At 65.8% G+C, this 17,443-nt stretch carries 18 protein-coding genes; 7 read left to right on the top strand and 11 right to left on the bottom strand.

The window, feature by feature from the left end; all coding sequences use genetic code 11:
• Window positions 1–3: 3 nt before the first annotated feature.
• Window positions 4–423 carry a four-helix bundle copper-binding protein gene (locus tag B841_RS01985; protein WP_245561054.1) on the top strand — a complete coding sequence of 140 codons (420 nt, stop codon included), beginning with the start codon at window positions 4–6 and terminating at the stop codon, window positions 421–423.
• A 101-nt stretch (window positions 424–524) separates the two neighbouring features.
• On the opposite strand, the gene B841_RS01980 is transcribed toward B841_RS01985, so the two are convergent.
• A complete protein-coding gene (locus tag B841_RS01980) occupies window positions 525–1,715 on the bottom strand; it encodes an MFS transporter (RefSeq protein ID WP_020933807.1) in 1,191 nt (396 codons plus the stop codon).
• A gap of 217 nt (window positions 1,716–1,932) precedes the next feature.
• Between B841_RS01980 and B841_RS01975 the strand changes: the two genes are divergently transcribed.
• A complete protein-coding gene (locus B841_RS01975; RefSeq protein WP_041631695.1) occupies window positions 1,933–2,868 on the top strand; it encodes a LysR family transcriptional regulator in 936 nt (311 codons plus the stop codon).
• A gap of 34 nt (window positions 2,869–2,902) precedes the next feature.
• On the opposite strand, the gene B841_RS01970 is transcribed toward B841_RS01975, so the two are convergent.
• The gene (locus tag B841_RS01970) at window positions 2,903–4,015 is read right to left on the bottom strand and encodes a 2-keto-3-deoxygluconate permease (protein ID WP_084482064.1); all 1,113 of its coding nucleotides are present in this window, start codon (window positions 4,013–4,015) and stop codon (window positions 2,903–2,905) included.
• Window positions 4,016–4,531: 516 nt separating this feature from the next.
• On the opposite strand from B841_RS01970, the gene B841_RS01965 reads away from it, so the two are divergent.
• Window positions 4,532–5,323 (top strand): ribonuclease E inhibitor RraB, encoded by a 792-nt coding sequence (locus B841_RS01965; RefSeq protein WP_020933804.1) that lies wholly within the window; start codon window positions 4,532–4,534, stop codon window positions 5,321–5,323.
• Between the two features lie 140 nt (window positions 5,324–5,463).
• Complete coding sequence (locus B841_RS01960; protein ID WP_020933803.1) at window positions 5,464–7,299, top strand: GmrSD restriction endonuclease domain-containing protein; 1,836 nt, start codon at window positions 5,464–5,466, stop codon at window positions 7,297–7,299.
• A 30-nt stretch (window positions 7,300–7,329) separates the two neighbouring features.
• Here B841_RS01960 and rbsD read toward each other — a convergent pair whose 3' ends face one another.
• The 7 genes from rbsD to B841_RS01925 all read right to left on the bottom strand — a co-directional run bounded on the left by rbsD (window position 7,330) and on the right by B841_RS01925 (window position 14,344).
• Window positions 7,330–7,710 carry a D-ribose pyranase gene (gene rbsD / locus B841_RS01955; protein WP_020933802.1) on the bottom strand — a complete coding sequence of 127 codons (381 nt, stop codon included), beginning with the start codon at window positions 7,708–7,710 and terminating at the stop codon, window positions 7,330–7,332.
• Window positions 7,710–8,624 (bottom strand): ribokinase, encoded by a 915-nt coding sequence (locus B841_RS01950; RefSeq protein ID WP_020933801.1) that lies wholly within the window; start codon window positions 8,622–8,624, stop codon window positions 7,710–7,712. Before B841_RS01950 ends, rbsD begins: the two co-directional genes overlap by 1 nt.
• On the bottom strand, window positions 8,621–9,532 hold the full coding sequence (locus tag B841_RS01945; RefSeq protein ID WP_020933800.1) for a substrate-binding domain-containing protein: 912 nt from the start codon (window positions 9,530–9,532) through the stop codon (window positions 8,621–8,623). Before B841_RS01945 ends, B841_RS01950 begins: the two co-directional genes overlap by 4 nt.
• A gap of 11 nt (window positions 9,533–9,543) precedes the next feature.
• Window positions 9,544–10,530, bottom strand: a complete 987-nt coding sequence (locus B841_RS01940) for an ABC transporter permease (protein WP_020933799.1) — start codon at window positions 10,528–10,530, stop codon at window positions 9,544–9,546.
• Between the two features lie 14 nt (window positions 10,531–10,544).
• The gene (locus tag B841_RS01935; protein WP_020933798.1) at window positions 10,545–12,083 is read right to left on the bottom strand and encodes a sugar ABC transporter ATP-binding protein; all 1,539 of its coding nucleotides are present in this window, start codon (window positions 12,081–12,083) and stop codon (window positions 10,545–10,547) included.
• The gene (locus B841_RS01930; RefSeq protein ID WP_020933797.1) at window positions 12,080–13,093 is read right to left on the bottom strand and encodes a LacI family DNA-binding transcriptional regulator; all 1,014 of its coding nucleotides are present in this window, start codon (window positions 13,091–13,093) and stop codon (window positions 12,080–12,082) included. The genes B841_RS01935 and B841_RS01930 overlap by 4 nt, the downstream gene beginning before the upstream one ends.
• 156 nt (window positions 13,094–13,249) lie before the next feature.
• A complete protein-coding gene (locus B841_RS01925; protein WP_041631694.1) occupies window positions 13,250–14,344 on the bottom strand; it encodes a UDP-N-acetylmuramate dehydrogenase in 1,095 nt (364 codons plus the stop codon).
• A 24-nt stretch (window positions 14,345–14,368) separates the two neighbouring features.
• On the opposite strand from B841_RS01925, the gene B841_RS01920 reads away from it, so the two are divergent.
• The 3 genes from B841_RS01920 (at window position 14,369) to B841_RS01910 (ending at window position 16,576) form a co-directional block, all read left to right on the top strand.
• Window positions 14,369–14,860: a DUF2505 domain-containing protein gene (locus B841_RS01920; RefSeq protein WP_020933795.1), complete on the top strand. Its 492-nt coding sequence runs from the start codon at window positions 14,369–14,371 to the stop codon at window positions 14,858–14,860.
• Between the two features lie 13 nt (window positions 14,861–14,873).
• On the top strand, window positions 14,874–15,686 hold the full coding sequence (locus B841_RS01915; RefSeq protein WP_020933794.1) for a methyltransferase domain-containing protein: 813 nt from the start codon (window positions 14,874–14,876) through the stop codon (window positions 15,684–15,686).
• Between the two features lie 62 nt (window positions 15,687–15,748).
• Window positions 15,749–16,576 (top strand): LmeA family phospholipid-binding protein, encoded by an 828-nt coding sequence (locus B841_RS01910; RefSeq protein WP_020933793.1) that lies wholly within the window; start codon window positions 15,749–15,751, stop codon window positions 16,574–16,576.
• A gap of 6 nt (window positions 16,577–16,582) precedes the next feature.
• Here the strand turns inward: B841_RS01910 and B841_RS13250 are convergent, their stop codons facing one another.
• A complete protein-coding gene (locus B841_RS13250) occupies window positions 16,583–17,140 on the bottom strand; it encodes a deoxyribose-phosphate aldolase deoc (RefSeq protein WP_020933792.1) in 558 nt (185 codons plus the stop codon).
• On the bottom strand, window positions 17,141–17,440 hold the full coding sequence (locus B841_RS01900) for a DUF2516 family protein (protein WP_020933791.1): 300 nt from the start codon (window positions 17,438–17,440) through the stop codon (window positions 17,141–17,143).
• Window positions 17,441–17,443: the final 3 nt, after the last annotated feature.

The raw sequence follows: 17,443 nt of genomic DNA, 5'->3' as shown, positions 1-17,443 counted from the left end.
ACGATGAAGGAGGACTGTATGACCGTCAACGACATGCTCAAGACCCACCCCAACCCTTCCGATGCCCTGAACCCCGAACTCCTCGCCGAGGCCATCGACGCCGCTTTGGCCTGTTCCCAGACCTGCACCGCATGCGCCGACGCCTGCCTGGCCGAGGAGATGGTCGCCAACCTGCGCGACTGCATCCGCACCGACCTCGACTGCGCGGACATCTGCGCCACCACCGCCTCTGTGCTGAGCCGTCAGACCGGCAGCAACCTGACCGTGGTCAAGGAGCTGCTCAAGGCCTGCCGCACCGCGTGCCAGGTCTGCGCCGAGGACTGCGAGGAGCACGCCGACATGCACGAGCACTGCCGCCTCTGCGCGGAAGCGTGCCGACGCTGCGAGAAGGCCTGCGCCGACCTGCTCGAATCCATCGGTTAGTTTTTCGGCGCTACCCCACACCCTGTTCGGCCCTGACGAAGACATCGTCTGGCCGGGCAGGGTGTGGTGCTTTCGCGTCTGTGTTTCGCCTTCCCGGTTGTTCAAGAACGCCGCAGAAGATCCGTCCTGGTCAATTGCACGCCGCGCACCACGGTGCACACGGCCGCGACCGCGGCGACCACCAGCAGCGGAAGCCCGGCTCCCACCGACGCCGGCAGAGCCTCCAGCGTCACGGGCAGAGCGAAGCCCAGGTAGGTGAACACGTAGAACACACCAACCACCGCGCCGTGCGACTCACGGGGCGCCAGGCGCTCGACGTCCAACAGCCCCTGCTGCAGACACAGGCCATAAGCCAGCCCCAGTAGCAGGCAGCCCACGACAAAGAGCCACAGCGGCGGGGCCTGGCCACCCACTCCTGCCAGGGCGAAACCCACGGTGGCCAACCCTGCTCCGACGACACCGGCGCCCGGTCCCCAACCTCGATTGCGGCTGAGCATCTGGACTCCGAGCCCGGCACTGAACACCAGGAAGGCCGCGAGGCCGGGCAACAGTACGCCGTTGTCGAAGCGGTCGGCCACGCGTCCGGCCAGGATCACCATGCCGGTGGTGACGCAACTGAACACCCACAAAGCGATGGGCAATGAGGCGGCGAGCGCCCGGCCGACGCTGCGGTTCTCCGGCGGCCGTATGGCGGGTGCGTTCGCCTTCCTGCCTCCCTGCTCTTTTTCCTCAGCGCCATCCCCGATGAGCAGGGCTAGCCCGACAGCGGCAAAAGACAGCAACGAGCTCACCGCGAAAGGCACCGGCAGAGCCCACTCCGGTGGCAGCACGTAGGCCAACAGCCCGGAGACGATGGGGCCGCTGGCGAAACCGGACGTCAAAAAGATCCCCGCCAGGGTGACGCCGCTCGCGCCGCGGAGCCTGCCCGCCCACGCGGTGCCGGCGCTGACGACGAGCCCCACGCCCAGCCCCACGATGAACCGCCCCAGCAGCAGTCCCCCGCCGCCGTGCCAGAACAGGAGGCTGAGGTTGCCGACGGCGGCGATGATCCCGCCGCTGAGCACCACCCGACGCGCCCCGACCCGGTCCGCGAGTGCACCGCCACCGAGCAAGGAGGGCAGCAGGCCCAGCGCATAGATGCCGAAGGCGCCGTTGACCAGCACCCCGGAGAGGTTTTCCTGCTCGCGGAGCACTCCCAGTAGAGAGGTGAAGTGGTTGGCGGCCCATCCGGCACTCAGCAGCAGGAGCGCTACCGCCGTAAAGACGTAGCGTTGCGTGCCCTGTCGTGTCATATCCGCTCCGCCCATTCTCAGGACCTATGAATACTTCGCACTCTAGCGACCGGAACTGTTCCGGACGCGGTTTCGGACGCGTACCTTCGCAGGACTTGATCGATCCGCCCCTTTTGTTTGGATGAACTTCGCCAGACAGAGCATTCCTTTTGTTGGTGCTACCGTCAGAAGAAATCCCTTTGATGATGACGGTTCTGTCTGTAGAGAGGAGTGCGTCGTGATTGAGACGCGCCACCTTCATTACTTCCTGGCTGTATCACGGAGCAGGAATTTCAGTCGCGCCGCAGAAGAATTGGGAATTTCCCAACCTCCGTTGTCCAGACAGATAAAAACACTCGAAGCACGGTTAGGGACGCGTCTTTTTGAACGCTCCAGCCAAGGGGTCTTACTCACCTCAGCCGGAGAATTTCTCGCCGAGAGGGCCCCAGCACTACTCAATGAACTGGGCATTCTCGAAAGGGATGTCCGAGCGGTGGGTGAAGGGTCGATGGGGGCGCTCCGCCTGGGGTTTGTGGGCACCGCGACTTTCCAGCTGATGCCGAATCTTCTGAAGCGGATCAAGGAGCAACTCCCCGACGTCGATGTCCACGTGAGCGGGGAGAAACTCACCCCGCAAATTGAGCGGATGCTCTTGAATCGTGATCTTGACGCGGCTGTGCTCAGACCCCCAGTGTCCTCCCCGGAGATGGAGCTTGAGAGTTTCGGAGAGGACGACTTCACGCTCGCAGTCGGGCCTGACCATCCCCTACTCGAGCATGATGAACCCATCCCCTTTGCAGCCCTCGCCGACTATCCTGTCGTCACGTTCCAACAGGGCTCCGCCGCGGAGCAGGTGGTCGCGACGGCTGCCAAAGAAGCCGGCTTCAAGCTTCACGTTGCGCAGCATGCCCCGGAGACGTCGACAGTGTTAGCCCTGGCCGCAGCAGGCATCGGCATGGCTCTGGTGCCTCGTGGTTCGATCCCTCACCCCATGGGCAAGCTGCGGATGTTGGAGATTTCCGGAGGGCCGACCATCGGCTTGGCCATGGCTTGGGTGAAAGGCAACCAGTCCCCTATTTTGCATCGGATCAAGCCTCTCCTGGCCAACGTCGCCGAGCATTCGCGCGGCATGAAAGAGCAGAACGCGAAGACCGCCGCCAGCCCGGAAGGCTGACGGCGGCAGTGCTGCGCTGGAACCGCTGTGGACGCTAGCGAGAATCCGCTGCACTCACGGTGCTCAAGTCGCTTTCCGCCGGGGCGCCGACGTCCATGTCTGTCGTAGCGGGGGCAGCGTCCACTGGCGTCTGCCCTTTCTCTTGACCATCGAAGTAGGCATCTTCGGCTGCCGCCGTGATGCCCTTCTTTGCTTGCCAGCGAGACACGAAGGCGACGAGGAAGGGCGCGATAAAGGCAGTGACCACCACCGCTGTCGCGATCTGTGCAGTGGCCTCAGCCTGCATCGACGCAAAGGAGGGGTCCACGGCTGCGACTGCGGCGGGAGTGGCGATGGCATTGCCGGCGACGGCGCTTTCCGCCACACCGGAGACAACGTTGCGGGCCGGGCGCGGAGTCTTACGGGCCTTGTGCCAGAGGTAGACGCCTAGGATAGCGGCGCCGCCGGAGATGAAGACCGTCATCACACCGAGCAGGACGCCGGCCAGGCCGGAGGTCAACAGCACGCTGAAGTCGATGCCCGCGCCGATGGCGAAGGCCGCGAACGGGATGATCAGTGCCTGGCCGGGCGCCAGGAAGTTACGCGCGAGTGTCGATGTGTTGCCGAGGATGAAGCCCAGGATCATCGGCAGGACCGCCGCGAGCAGGGCCATCAGGGGGAAATCTGCCACGCCCGCCGCACCGAGGGCGATCATGGTCAGGAAGGGGCCGTCGTTAATGGACAGAACCGAGATGGCGCCCTTGTCGGTCTTCGAACCGAACTGCTGCATCAAGGCACTGTAGAGCGAGCCATTGGAATTCGACATGGCAGCGATGATCGCCACGGGCAGAAGTCCCCACATCATGCCGTCCGGGGTGAAGAACGCGACGGACAAGCCGATCGCGGCTGCGACACCGAACTTGGCGAACAGCAGGACGCCGCCCTTTTGCATGGCTGGACCAGCCGTTTTCAGGCTGATCTGTGAGCCCACGGCCAAGAAGAACAAACCAATGAGAACAGCGGTGCCGTCCCGGAAAAGTGCCGTGGTGAAGCTACCGATATCGAGGATGCCCGGTGCGAAAGTGTTCACGAGGGCGCCCAGGAAAAGCGGAACCACCATGATCGCGCCTGGAATCCGGCCGATGGCGCGGAAAACTGAATCCAACATTGTCTGTTCCTCTCTGAGAGTGCCGAGCCACTCGATCCCCTTCAGGAAATATGACTCACATTGCAAAATTTCTAGCGTTGTGACTTGAGGCATATCTTGCCTCCGTCACGAGGTGAGCGGAAATACCTGATCGGCATAGCGCGAAAACATCTGGGCATGCATGCTGCCCACTGGAGGTATCGCCCGGGGGTAATTGGGGGTGAAATCACCCCACCGATAGACCGAAATGAATCCCTGCACTGGAGAGAACGTGCTAATGAAGGCGACACAGGAGGGATGGATTGATGAAAGCACTTTGGCAAACGTCCCATGGCCTCTCAGTGGACGACCCCTCGCCTATACACCGGGCGCCACTTCGAAATACCCCAGTTCAGCGCACCGATCTTCGTCTTTTGCCTACGGTTTTCCTAAGGCTTAATCCGCATCCACTCTGCAGAGAAAAATCCTCTGCAGTTACTGCAATTTTCTTCTATGTCTGACACCATCGTGTATATCCCCTGAATAAGGAGAGAACCGATGAGCGCATTCAACGACGATGCCCTTCACGCCGACGACGCTGCGACTCTCCAACAGCTGGCGGCGTCCTCGGATCTGGACCGCCCGCGCGAACAGTTGCATTTCTTCCTTTTCGCCACGGAGGAATGCGCCCGTGACGCGCTGGCCCGCGCCGCCGAGGACGGCTGGGAGCCCCACGGGAAGATCCACGAGCTCACCGGCGTGCCCGACGGCGCCCAGCCGCCCACGCACCCCTGGGCCGCGGCGGTGGGCCGGGGCGACATGGCCGTCAACGCGGAAACGCTCCCCCGGATCCGCACCTTCTTCGAGGACTTGTGCACCATGTTCGACGGGCTTTATGACGGCTGGGAGGCCGCCACCGACGAGCAGCTCGACGACTCCATCACCATGGAGGAGCTCAACGACGAGGAACTCGAGTTCCTGGTCAAGCTGCGGCAGCTGGCGAAAAAGATCGAGATCGCCGACGACCTGCCCGCCATTCAGCGCTGCTTCGCCCGGTACCGCACCGAGTGGCACGCCACCAAGCCGAAGAAGCGTTTCGACCCCGACGCCATCATCCACACCCTCGGCGTGGCCTGCGGCGACCTCATCGCCCACGAACTGGATCTGCGGTGGGTGCGCCTGGCCGACCAGCACGGCACCGACTTCGCCCTGATCAGCGAATTCGACGACGCCAGCGGCATCAACGTCTTCCCCATCAACGCCGTCTCTACCCGGTGGGATGACCCCACCAAGCCGGGACTCGACGAGTACGTGGAAGACGTCCTGGAGTGGGCGGAGGACATCGACTAGGGACGCGGAAGGACCATTGGTGCCCCGTCGAACCGGCCCGCTGACGCTCAACCCCAAGAACAACGCTTAAAGCCCCCTCCCAGCGAACGGATACTCTGGTTTTAAATGAACCTGTAGAAACCGCTCGCTAAAGGAGATCCATGGGATTCCAGACCCCGATGTACATGCTGACCGACTATCTGGATCAAACCCGTAAAGGTATTATCCAGCTCCCAGATTTCCAGCGAGGTTATAAATGGGAAGATGAGCGCATCCGCCAACTGCTCATCACAGTTCTTCGGGGCCATCCCATGGGAGTGGTCATGCTCTTGGAGACGGGTAACGCCCTGGTGCGTTTCAAGCCTCGCGCCGTAGAGGGCACAGACGTTCCGGCGGGAACGGAACCAAAGAAGTTGCTTCTCGACGGGCAGCAGCGATTGACCTCCTTGACGCAAGCTCTGTCAGGCGATGGGATCGTGGGTACGAAGGATGACCGCGGCAAGCTTCTAGATCGCCGGTACTTCGTGAACATCGCTGAGGCTATCGAAGATCCCAATCGCATGGACGAAGCAGTGATCTCTGTGCCTGCGGACGGCATGATCAAGAAGAATTTTGATCGGGACATCGTTCTAGATCTCAGTACAACCGAAAAGCAACAGGAGCAAGGGTTCTTCCCCTTGAATGAGCTTCTCAACCCCATGCCTTGGCTCATGCCTTATAGCTTCAAGAATCAAGAGTTGAGCATGACGTTCCATGATCAAATCATTCAGCCTGCGGCCAACTACCAAATCCCCGCCATCGAGCTAGATTCAGATACCGATAAATCTGCTGTGGCCACGGTGTTCGAGAAAGTTAATATCGGAGGCCTGCCACTGAATGTCTTTGAGCTTCTGACTTCCGTGTTCGCAGGTGATGCTGCCTACTATGAACGTACCGGGGAGGATTTTCGGCTCAACGATGACCTGCAGGAAATTCGTCAGCACTGGAAGCCGTACCCGGTTCTCGACTCCATTGAAAACACCGACTTCCTGCAGGCTTTGACGATGCTTTCGACCCTGGAAAAGCACAACGCCAGTACGTCGAGTCGCCCACCGGCAGTCTCTGCCAAGCGTGAAGATGTGTTGAAACTAGAACTGGAAGATTACCTCAAGTGGCGCGATCCACTCCGGGATGCCTTTGTGTGGGTCGCTGGTTTCCTCGCTGACCGTCATGTGTTTCGTAAACGCGATGTCCCCTATCCGAAGCAGTTGGTGCCTCTCGCCGCGATCAAAGTTGCCCTCGGCAAAGACGCAGAATTGCACTCAGTGAGTCAGCGTCTGGAAAGTTGGTACTGGGCGGGTGTGATCGGTGAACTTTACGGATCCGCCAGCGAAACACGCTTCGTACGCGATATTGAGCAGGTGCCAGCCTGGGCTGCGGATCCAGACCAGCCCACCCCACGGACAATCAATGACGCAAACTTTGTGGAATCTCGCCTGCATTCCATGCGCACCCGAAATTCAGCGGCATACAAAGGTCTCGCAGCATTGATCATGGCCAACGACGCTCGCGATTGGATGGAGGACAAGACTTTTGGGGCCGTCCAGCATAAGGACATGGCGGTCGATATCCATCATATTTTCCCGCAACGCTGGTGCAACGAGAACGGCATTGATGACGAGCACCGAGAGAGCATCGTGAATAAGACGATGCTCAGCGCACACACCAACAGGGTCATCGGAGGCGTGGCGCCCTCTAAGTACCTGGAGAAAATTGAGGCGAAGGCAGGCATCGATTCGGGTTATCTGGATAACCTTCTCACTGGCCATTTTGTTTCCCCGGAAGCGGTTCGGACAGATGATTTCGAGAGCTTCTTCACCCAGCGCCGTGAAGCGCTGTGTCAGTTGATCGAAGCTGTGCTGCAGAAGCCCGTGCAGCGCGATGTCAGCCAGGGCATCGCCGCTGAGGATTCTTCACACTTTGAAACCGAGGACGAGCCCGAAGCAGAGTTCGAATAATCGCTGCCGCACCCACCACTCCTATTCCTCCTAAAACGGCACCCCGCAGTGCAGGATGGCGTTCGCGTACGGGGTGGTCTCCCCGGTGCGGACGACGAAAGCGGCGCCCGCGACCATATCTTTGAGATCCTCGTGGTCGACTTCGGTGATGATCTCGACGTCCTCGGGGATGAGGTCGTGGACCGCCTGCGGGGCCTGGTCGGCGACGGTGACGCCTTCGACCTCGAGTTCGGCGAGCAGGGCTGCGAGCACGTCGCTGAAACGCGGGACGCCGAAAACCAGCGCCAGGTCCGCCACCGGCACGTGTGCCGGCACGGGCAGGCCGCAGTCGGCGACGACCACGGCGTCGGTGTGGCCCAGCCGCGCCAGCAAACCAGCAAGCTGGGCGTTGAGGATGCCGTGTTTGCGCATCAGCCCTCCACCTCCGGCAGCGCGTCATCGGCGCTCGGGTACGAATCCTGGGCGCCGTGGCCGGTGGCGGCGAAGGCGCCCACGCGCGCGGCGTAACGGGCGGCGTCGTCCAGCCTCGCGCCCTCGGCGAGGCGGGCCACGAACGCCCCGGCGAACGCGTCGCCGCAGCCGGTGGTGTCCACGGCCTCCACCCGCGGGGTGGGGATGTCGGTCAACCCGGTGGCGTCGGCGACCAACGCGCCGTCCGCCCCCAGCGTCAGCACCACAGAAGTAAAGCCCTGCTCCAGCAGCGCATGGGCCAGCGTCCGCGGGTCCGTGCTGTCGGTGGGCGCGCCGAGCTGCCCTAGCACCAGCGCCGCCTCGTGCTCGTTGGCCAGCAACGGATCCGCACGCAGCAGTTGTTCGCGGCCGACGGGCACGACGGGGGCCAGGTTGACCACCACCCGGCCCGTCGCCAGGTCCGCCGCGCGGTTGAAGCCGCTGGCGGGGATCTCACCCTGCATGAGCAGGATCTCCGCGCCGGCGATGAGCTCGGCGTGCTCGTCGACGTAGCTGTGGGTGACGTCAGCGTTCGCGCCGGGGACCACGACGATGGTGTTCTCGCCGGCGTCGTCGACGGTGATCACGGCCAGACCGGTGGTCTCTGCTGTGGCGGCCACGCCCTGCATATCGACCCCGGCGCGGCGCATCGGGGCCAGCGCGGCCTCGGCCTGGGGGTCGGTGCCGACGGCACCGATCATGGCGACGTCCGCGCCGAGCAGACCGGCGGCGACGGCCTGGTTGGCGCCCTTGCCGCCGGCGCTGAAGAAGCCGCCGTCGCCCAGGAGCGTTTCGCCGGGCTTGGGGTGGCGGGGCACCCGGGTGGTCAGGTCGGCGTTGATGGAGCCGACGACGACGATCTTGGTGGCACTCACAGGTACTCCCCCACATTCTCTTCGGTGACGGTGATGACGGAGACGGGCACGACGCCGGCGACGTCTTTGTCTTCCAGCAGCAGGGCGGCTTGCTCGACGGCTTGGGCGCCGAGTTCGCGGGGCTGCTGGGCGATGGTGGCGTTCATCGTGCCGGCCTCCACGGCGGCGAGCCCTTCGAGGGTGCCGTCGAACCCGACGATAGCGACCTCCTCGCCGGCGCGGGCCCCGACGGCTTCGATGGCGCCGAGGGCCATCTCGTCGTTTTCGGCGAAGATGCCGACGACGTCCGGGTTGGCCTGCAGCAGGTTGGTCGCCACGTCGAGGCCTTCGGTGCGGTCGAAGCCGGCGGTTTGTTCGGCGACGACCTCGATGCCGGGGTAGGTGGCGATCTGTTCGCGGAAGCCTTGCCCGCGGTCGCGGGAAGACGAGGATCCGACGATGCCTTGGAGCATGATGACTTTGCCTTCGCCGCCGATGGCCGCGGCCAGAGCGTCGGCGGCCTGCTTGCCGCCGGAGATGTTGTCGGAGGCGACGAAGCTGGTCAGCTCGCCGGCGTTGGCGGTGCGGTCGACGGCGATGACGGGGATGTCGGCCTGGTTGAGGGCTTCGACGGAGTTGCCCACGGCGTCGGAGTCGACGGGGTTGACGATGACTGCGCCGGCGTCCATGGCGATGGAGTTGATCAGCTGGTTGGCCTGTTGCAGGGCGTCGTCGCCGGCGTCCTGGACGTTTAAGTTCACGCCGAGTTCTTCCGCCCGGTCACGCGCCCCGTCGCGGACCTGGACGAAAAACGGGTTGGTCTGGGTGGACAGCGCCAGGGTGACTTCCTGGCCCTGCTCGCCTTGACCGCAGGCAGTCAGGCTGAAGGCGGTGGCGGCGGCGACCACGGCCGCGGTTGTCTTGCGCATGATCGCTCCTTCTACTGGGAGATGGTCTTGTTGCGGATGACGTCGAAGCCCACGGCCGCGGCGATGACGACGCCGATGACGATCTGCTGCCAGAACGACGAGACATTCAGCAGGTTCAGGCCGTTGCGGATCACCGCCAGCAGGATCGCGCCGACGAAGGTGCCCCACGCCCCGCCGCGCCCGCCGGCGAGCGAAGCGCCGCCGATGACGACGGCGGCGATGGCGTCAAGTTCGTAGCCGACGCCGGCCTGCGGCTGCGCGGACGACAACCGGGCGGTCATCACCAGCCCGGCCCAGGCGGCGAAGAGCCCGGAGAGCGCGTAGACGGAGATGAGGATCCGGCGCACCGGCAGGCCTGAGAGTCGTGCGGCCTCCATGTTGCCGCCGATGGCGTACATCGAGCGGCCCAGCACCGTGCGCGAGAGAATGAACCAGCAGATCAGCCCGGCCATGACCATCATGACGATCGGCATCGGCAGAAAACCGACGTCGCGGCCCATCCAGTTGACGGCGTCCGCGCTGGGCACCGGGGACCCCTCGGAGACGACCAGCGTGAGCCCGCGGGCGATCGACATCATCGCCAGGGTGGCGATGAAGGCGGGCAGCTTGCCGTAGGCGATGGACAGCCCGGCGATCGCGCCGGCGAGCAGGCCCGTGGCCAAGCCCAACAACAGGGTCAGCCAGCCGGGCAGGCCCATCTCCGCCCAGGAATAAGCGGCCACCATGCCGCCCAAGGCGGCGACGGCGCCGACCGACAGGTCGATGCCGCCGGTGACGATGACAAACGTCATGCCGAAGGCGATGATCGCCACGGTGGCCGCCTGCACGCCGACGTTGACCAGGTTGCCGGCGGTCAAAAAGTGCGGCGTGGCCAACGCCAGGGCGATGATCAAGACGATGAGGCCGACGAGCGCGCCGTTGTTCATCATCCAATTGCCGACGCTACGGGCCGGCGAGACGCGCGCAGGGCGCGCCGGGTTCTTGGTCGCGGTGGTCATGGCGTGAGTGCTCCTTATTCTGCGGCGGCGCCGTCGGCGACGGTGACGGAATCGTTGATCTGGGACACGGCGAGGGTCATGACCTCGTCCTGGGTGGCGGTGGGCGCAAGCTCCCCGGCCAGGCGCCCGCCCGACATGACCAGTACGCGGTCGGACATGCCGAGCACCTCCGGCAGGTCGGAGGAGACCATGAGCACCGCTCCCCCGGCGCGGGTGACGTCGTTGATGAGGTGATAGATCTCGACTTTGGCGCCGACGTCGACGCCGCGGGTCGGCTCATCCAGCAACAGCACCTTCGAGCCGGCCAGCACCCAGCGGCCGAAGACCGCCTTCTGCTGGTTGCCGCCGGAGAGGTTGCGGATGTCCTGGTCGATGCCGGCCATGCGGATGCGCAGCTTCTCGGCGACGTCTGCGGAGCGGCGGCGCTGCCCGCGGCGATCGGCCAGGCCGGCCCGGGCGGAAGATCGCACCGTGGCCAAGCCGATGTTCTCGCCGACGCTGGCGTCCAGGATCAGGCCCTGGTGCTTGCGGTCTTCGGGCACGTGGCCCACCCCGCGGGCGATGGCGGCGGCGACGTTGCCGGCGGGCAGCTCTCGGCCGTCGATGAGCACCCGGCCGGCGTCGCGGCCGTCGGCGCCGGCGATCGCCCGGACGACTTCGGTGCGTCCGGCCCCGACCAGACCGGCCAGGCCGACGACCTCGCCGGCGTGGACGGTAAAGGAAATGTCATGGAACTTGTCCGCGCTGCTGAGACCCTCGACCTGCAGCACCGGCGCGCCGGGGGTGATCTGCTCGCGCGGGTATTGGTCGTCGATGTCGCGGCCGACCATGAGGCGGACGAACTCGGGCTCCGGGGTGTCGGCGGGGACTTCGGCGACGAACTCGCCGTCGCGCAGCACGCTGACCGAATCGGCGATGCGCGCGATCTCATCCAGGTGATGCGAGATGAAGACCATGCCCACCCCGCGGGCCTTGAGGTCGTCGACGACGCGGAAGAGTTGGTCGACCTCGTTGCCCGTCAGAGAAGCGGTGGGTTCGTCGAGGATGAGCACGCGCGCGTCCATGGACAGCGCCTTGGCGATCTCCACGAGCTGCTGCCGGGCGACGCCGAGCTCACCGACCGGGGTGTCCAGGTCGACGACCAGCCCGATATAGTCCAGCGCCTCCTGGGCCTGGGCGCGCAGCGCGCGGTAGTTGACCAGGCCGGCCCGGCGCGGGGTGCGCCCGAGCAGGATGTTCTCGGCCACGGACATCGTGGGCACGAGGTTGAGTTCCTGGTAGATGGTGGCGATGCCGCGGGCCTCGGCGGCGCGGGTGTCGGGGAATTCGACGCGCTGGCCGTCGACGTGGATCTCGCCGCCGTCGGGTTTGTGGACGCCGGCCATCATCTTGATGATCGTGGACTTGCCGGCGCCGTTTTCGCCGAGCAGGGCCTGCACCTTGCCGGGGTGGACGGAGACGGTGACGTCTTTGATCACGGTGACGGGGCCGAAGGATTTGCGCACGTTGCGCAGCTCCAGCAGCGGCCGCGGTGGCGTGGGGTCGTGGTTCATCGGAGGGCTCCTGGGGTGGACTGGCGTGTGATCAGCGTGGTCGGGGTGTGCATGCGGGTGCTCGTCGTCGGCTGGCCGTCGATGCCTGCCAGCAGGGTCTGCAACGCGAGCGCCGCCATGGCGTCGACGTCCTGGTCGATGACCGTGATGGGCCGGGGTTGCAGCTCGAAGACGGGGTGGCGGTCGAAGCCGATGACCGCGACGTCCTCGCCGATGAGCAGGCCGCGGCGGTGGCATTCTTCGATGACGCCGATGGTCATCATGGAATCCCCGGCGAACAACGCTGTGACCCCGCGGTCCAGGAGGTCTGCGGCACCAGCGCGGCCGCGCTCCTGCTCGTAGCCGCCCAGGTAGACGGGCTGTTCCGGCAGGCCGGCGGCAGTACACGCGGTACGGAAGGTCTCCAGGCGCTGACGCCCGGTGGAGGTGGTCGTCGGCCCGGAAAGATACCCGATGGGCAGGGCGCGGGTCTCCGCGAGCAGGCGCACCGCGTCGTGCATGCCCCGTTCCGGGTCGGAGACCACCGTGGGCACCTGGCCGGAGGGGATCTCCCGGTCGATGAGCACGATCGGCAGGCCGGCGTCGTGCAGGGCGAGGATCTGGTCGGCGCAGTCTTCGTGCGGCACGCAGATCACGCCGTCGACCCGCTGGTCGGCCAGCACCTGCAGGCTGGCGGCCAGGGAGTCGGCGTCCTCGCGGGTGTTGGCGATGACCGTGGTCAGCCCCGCCGCCGCGGCGCCTTCCTGGATGCCGGTGACCAGGGTGGCGAAGTAGTGGTTGACCAGGCTGGGCACGATCACACCGATGGTGTTGGTGCGCGCCCGCCGCAGGGCCCGGGCCTGCTCGTTGGGGCGGTAGCCCATCCCGGCGGCGATGTCGTGGATGCGGGCGCGGGTGCGGGCGGCGACGGCGGGGTTGTCGGCCAGCGCGCGCGAGGCGGTGGAGACGGCCACGCCGGCTGCTTCGGCGACGTCTTTGAGCGTCGGGCGACGAGCGGGTTCGATGTCCATGCGGGGTGCCTCCTCTCCTGGGGTTTCGTGGCTGCAATCGTTTGCTGCAAACGTTTGCAGTATCCGTTGAGAAAAAATTTAGCCCCTCGACCCGCAGCGGGTCAAGGGGCTCAGTTCACACCAGATAAAAACGTGAGAGAAGCGTCACCGACGGCGTCAGATCTCCACGCCCACCCACACCGGCTCGGGCACCAGCTGCACGCCGAAGGCCGACTGCACGCCGTCGCGGACCTCCCGGGCCAAGGACACCAGGTCCTCGGTGACGGCCTGACCGCGGTTGGTCAGCGCCAGGGTGTGCTTGGTGGACAGCCGCACCGGGGCGTCCTCACCCGGGTAACCGCGCGGGAAACCGGCGCGTTCGATGAGCCAGGCCGCCGAGAGCTTCTCCCCGCCCTCCGCCGCCCAGCGCGGCATGCGATCGGCGTCGGCGTCGCCGCGCTCAGAACGCACCGCCGCCTGCACCTGATCAGCGATCTCGGAAGCCACAATCGGGTTGGTGAAAAATGACCCGGCGGACCAGGTGTCGTAGTCGCCTTCGTCGAGCACCATGCCCTTGCCGCGGCGCAGCCCCAGCACCTCGTCGCGCACCTCGGCGACCGGGCGCCGCTCCCCTGCTTCGCCCGCCAGGGCACCGAAGCGCAGCGGGGCACTCAACCCGTCGGTGCTCAGCTGGAATTCCACCTCGAGCACCACCGCGCGCTGGGTGAACTTCAGGTTCGAATAGCGATACGCCAGCTCCAACTCGGAGGCGTCCGACCAGAACACTTTCCCCGTGGCGCGCTCGTAGAGCTTCACGCGCGTGAGCACATCCGCGATCTCGGTGCCGTAGGCGCCCACGTTCTGCACCGGGGTCGCGCCCGTGGATCCCGGGATGCCGGAGAGGCACTCGATGCCACCCAGGCCGCGCTCCACGCTGGCGGCGACCACGTCGTCCCACACCGCACCCGCACCGGCGGTGACCAGGCCGTCGTCGCCGAAGGAGACGTCGTCGTTTTCCAGGCGCACTGCGATCAGGTCCAGCTCGCCGTCGGCGATGACCAGGTTGGATCCGCCGGCCAGGATGAGCAAGTCGTGCTCGGAGGCGTCGATAAGTTTGACCGCCTCGACGACGGCCTCGGCCGTGGAGCACCGCACCACCGCGTGCGGCCTCCCGCCCAGGCGCAGGGTGGTCAGGTCGGCGAAGGACGTGCCGGTGTCGACGACGACTCCGTCGAGGTCAGTCAGCCGCTGGGTCAACGATGAATTAATCACACCCTTCACGGTAGTCTGTTGGGCATGTCAACCCGTAGCGAAAACACCGTAACCATCGACCAGCCGCTCGAGAAGGTCCTCGAGGCGTACAACAACCGCGACTACTGGACCTACATCGCCGAGACCCTCTCCCCTGAGCCTGGCGAGGTCAATGAATTCGCCGACGGCCAGGTCACCCTCTTCGAGCTGCTTCCGCTCGACGTGCTGCCGGAGGCCGTGCAGTCCATGGTGTCCCAGGCACTGAAGCTCAAGCGCGTCATCACCATCGGCGAGCTGGTCGACGGCGCCGCCACCCTGTCCTACACCGCCGACGTCAAGGGCACCCCCGTCGACTTCTCCGGCGAGATGAAGGCCACCGGCGAAGGCGACAAGACCACCATCGCCTACGACAACGAGGTCTCCGTCAACATCCCGTTCATGGGCCCGGCCATCGAGCCGAAGGTCGGCGACGCCTTGGAAAACCTCTTCCAGCAGGAGGGCGACCTGACCTCGAAGTGGATCGCCGAGAACCTCTAAACCAGCACCACCGATGGCCGACCACGCGCATAACCTCCGGGCTGAACTGACCGACGGTCGGCCTTTCGGCGTCGTCACCCGCGGCACCACCGGCTACAACCGGTTGCGCCGCTCCGACCGGTGGACGGTGCACCACCCCCGCCTCCGCGCGCTGCTCAGCGGCGTCGCCAAGCCGCTGGCCGTGGACGTCGGCTACGGCGCCAGCCACACCACCACCGTCGAATGGGCCACCCGCCTGCGCACCGTGCGCCCGGACATCCGCGTCATCGGATTGGAGATCGACCCGGAGCGGGTACTTCCGCCCCGCGACGGCGTGCGCTTCGAACTCGGCGGCTTCGAACTCGCCGGCCACCGTCCCCATCTGGTGCGCGCCTTCAACGTGCTGCGCCAATACGACGTGGCCCAAGTCGAGGACGCCTGGCGCAGCGTCACCGAACGCCTGGCCCCCGGCGGCCTGTTCATCGAAGGCACCTGCGACGAACTCGGCCGCCGCGCCGCCTGGGTGCTGCTGGACGCTGACGGGCCGGTCTCCCTGACGCTGGCGTGGGACCCCTTCGACGTGGATCGCCCCTCCGACCTCGCGGAGCGACTGCCGAAGGTGCTGATCCACCGCAACACCGAGGGCGAGAAGATCCACACGCTGCTGTCTGCCGCCGACGCCGCGTGGGACCACGCCGCCGGCTGGGCGCCCTACGGCCCACGGGTGCGCTGGCGCGAAGCCCGAAAATTGCTGGTCGACCAAGGCGTGCCCCTGACCCCGATCCGGCGGCGCGTGCGCGACAGCTTGCTGACGGTTCCCTGGGAGTACGTCGCCCCGCCTCTGTGATTGTGCTTTTCCCTCGTGGTCGGTGGTCGCGCGAGCACCGAAAATCAGGGACACTTTAAGGCATGGCAAGAAACTCCTCCGCCGGCTCCCGTGTCTGGAAAGTCGTGCTCACCGTCCTCGTGGCGATCCTCGTCCTGCTCATCATCGCCGAGCTCGGCCTGCGCTGGTTCATCTCCTCGCAGGTCCGCGACAGCTTCAACCAACAAGCCCAGGAGCAGGGCGTGGCCGTGCAAGAAGACCCCGAGGTCACCTTCGGCGCCACCCCGCTCGTCTTCGGGCTCGTGCAGGGCCAGCTGCCGCAGATGACGCTGAACACCCCGTCGACCCTGCAGGTCACCGGCCAGGACGTGCAGGGCACCCCCGCCGCGAACATCCGCATCGAGGACATGACCCTGTCGCAGGACAACCCCGTCGCCGGGTTCCTGTCCACCACGACAGAGCTGCCCGACGACTACCTGCTCGCCGTCGTCCAGCAGCAGATCAGCCAGCAGAGCTTCGACGGCATCAGCGACTTCCTCGGCGCCAACGCGATCACCGACGTCACCTCCCGCGCCGAATCCGGCTCCGTCGAGACCGAGTTCGGCGGCGGCCTCGGCTCCATGACCTTCGTGCCTGAGCTGATCGACGGGCAGATGACTTTCCGGGTGACCAACACCGAGATCTTCGGCTTCGGCCTGCCCGACGACGTCTCCCGCGGCATCACCCAGGCGCTGCAGGACGGCGTCCAGCAGGGCGTCTCCGACGAGGTCGCCTCAGACGGGACGCTGCACATCGACGACTTCACCGTCATCGACGGCGGCGTGCGGGTAAGTGTCTCTGGAAACGACGTCCCGCTGCGGGAGATCTCCGCGGGCAACGTCGACGGCGTCGCGGAGAACACCCCCGCGTAGGCGGTTTCAGCGCAGCGCGGCCAAAAACCCGTGCGGATCCGGCAGCGCCAACCGCGCGGCCCCCGCGGCCAGCAGGTCGACGCCCTCCTCGGGGCTGAAATCCCCGCGAGCGATCACCTGCATGCCCAGCTTCCCCGGCCAGGCGTCGACGACGACGCCGTCGGCCCCGGCCGTCGCCGCCGCCCTGATCGTGTCTGTATCCGTGGCGAGCACGTGCAGCAGCACCGGCGGCGGCACCGCCTGGCGCACCGCCACGACGTCCGCGAGACGGGCGTTATGATCCGTGCCCGCCTCGTCGACGGCGAGCCAAATCTCGGTGGCGCCGAACTCCACCGCCAACCGCGCCTCCGACGCCTTGATCAGGCTGTGGTGCCGGCCGGTGGGATAACCCACGGCGGCGATCGTGCCCAGCCCCTCGGGCACCCACGGCACGTGCGGGGGCATCACCACCGCGCCGTGCAGGCCGGTGGATTCAGCAAGCGCTGCGCGCACCTGCTCGCCGGTTAAGCCGGGGGCGGTCAGATCGACGTCGATACGCCCCGCCAGCCAGGTGACGTCGTCCATCTACCAGCCGTAGTTGCCGGACAAGATGTTGCGCAGCTGCGGGCGCACGTCGAACCAGTACACGCCGATGGCGACCATGCCCGCCCACGACAGGAACGGGAAGCGGGTCATGACGACGAAGGCGGAGGCCGCCATAATCGCGACCCACACCCACTTGCCCTGGCGGTCGCCGGCGGTGAAGGCGTCCTCCCGGACGGTGGCGGCCATGATCGCGCCGACCACGCCTGCGATGGCCACGGCGGCGAACAACAGCCCTTCCAGGAAGTTGTAGCCGACTATCAATTGCAATGCGGGATCCATGGG

The organism is Corynebacterium maris DSM 45190 (assembly GCF_000442645.1).
GTDB lineage: Bacteria > Actinomycetota > Actinomycetes > Mycobacteriales > Mycobacteriaceae > Corynebacterium > Corynebacterium maris.
Note: the sequence above shows the minus strand (reverse complement) of the source record. Positions and strands in the feature narration are given on the sequence as shown.

Excerpts from the sequence above, each read along its gene's own strand:
- B841_RS01985 (WP_245561054.1), top strand. The coding sequence starts at position 4 with ATGAAGGAGGACTGTATGACCGTCAACGACATGCTCAAGACCCACCCC.
- B841_RS01920 (WP_020933795.1), top strand. The coding sequence starts at position 14,369 with ATGTCAACCCGTAGCGAAAACACCGTAACCATCGACCAGCCGCTCGAG.
- B841_RS01980 (WP_020933807.1), bottom strand. The coding sequence starts at position 1,715 with ATGACACGACAGGGCACGCAACGCTACGTCTTTACGGCGGTAGCGCTC.
- B841_RS01970 (WP_084482064.1), bottom strand. The coding sequence starts at position 4,015 with ATGTTGGATTCAGTTTTCCGCGCCATCGGCCGGATTCCAGGCGCGATC.
- B841_RS01935 (WP_020933798.1), bottom strand. The coding sequence starts at position 12,083 with ATGAACCACGACCCCACGCCACCGCGGCCGCTGCTGGAGCTGCGCAAC.
- B841_RS01910 (WP_020933793.1), top strand. The coding sequence starts at position 15,749 with ATGGCAAGAAACTCCTCCGCCGGCTCCCGTGTCTGGAAAGTCGTGCTC.
- B841_RS01930 (WP_020933797.1), bottom strand. The coding sequence starts at position 13,093 with ATGGACATCGAACCCGCTCGTCGCCCGACGCTCAAAGACGTCGCCGAA.
- B841_RS01900 (WP_020933791.1), bottom strand. The coding sequence starts at position 17,440 with ATGGATCCCGCATTGCAATTGATAGTCGGCTACAACTTCCTGGAAGGG.
- B841_RS13250 (WP_020933792.1), bottom strand. The coding sequence starts at position 17,140 with ATGGACGACGTCACCTGGCTGGCGGGGCGTATCGACGTCGATCTGACC.
- B841_RS01960 (WP_020933803.1), top strand. The coding sequence starts at position 5,464 with ATGGGATTCCAGACCCCGATGTACATGCTGACCGACTATCTGGATCAA.
- B841_RS01945 (WP_020933800.1), bottom strand. The coding sequence starts at position 9,532 with ATGCGCAAGACAACCGCGGCCGTGGTCGCCGCCGCCACCGCCTTCAGC.
- B841_RS01940 (WP_020933799.1), bottom strand. The coding sequence starts at position 10,530 with ATGACCACCGCGACCAAGAACCCGGCGCGCCCTGCGCGCGTCTCGCCG.
- B841_RS01915 (WP_020933794.1), top strand. The coding sequence starts at position 14,874 with ATGGCCGACCACGCGCATAACCTCCGGGCTGAACTGACCGACGGTCGG.
- rbsD (WP_020933802.1), bottom strand. The coding sequence starts at position 7,710 with ATGCGCAAACACGGCATCCTCAACGCCCAGCTTGCTGGTTTGCTGGCG.
- B841_RS01965 (WP_020933804.1), top strand. The coding sequence starts at position 4,532 with ATGAGCGCATTCAACGACGATGCCCTTCACGCCGACGACGCTGCGACT.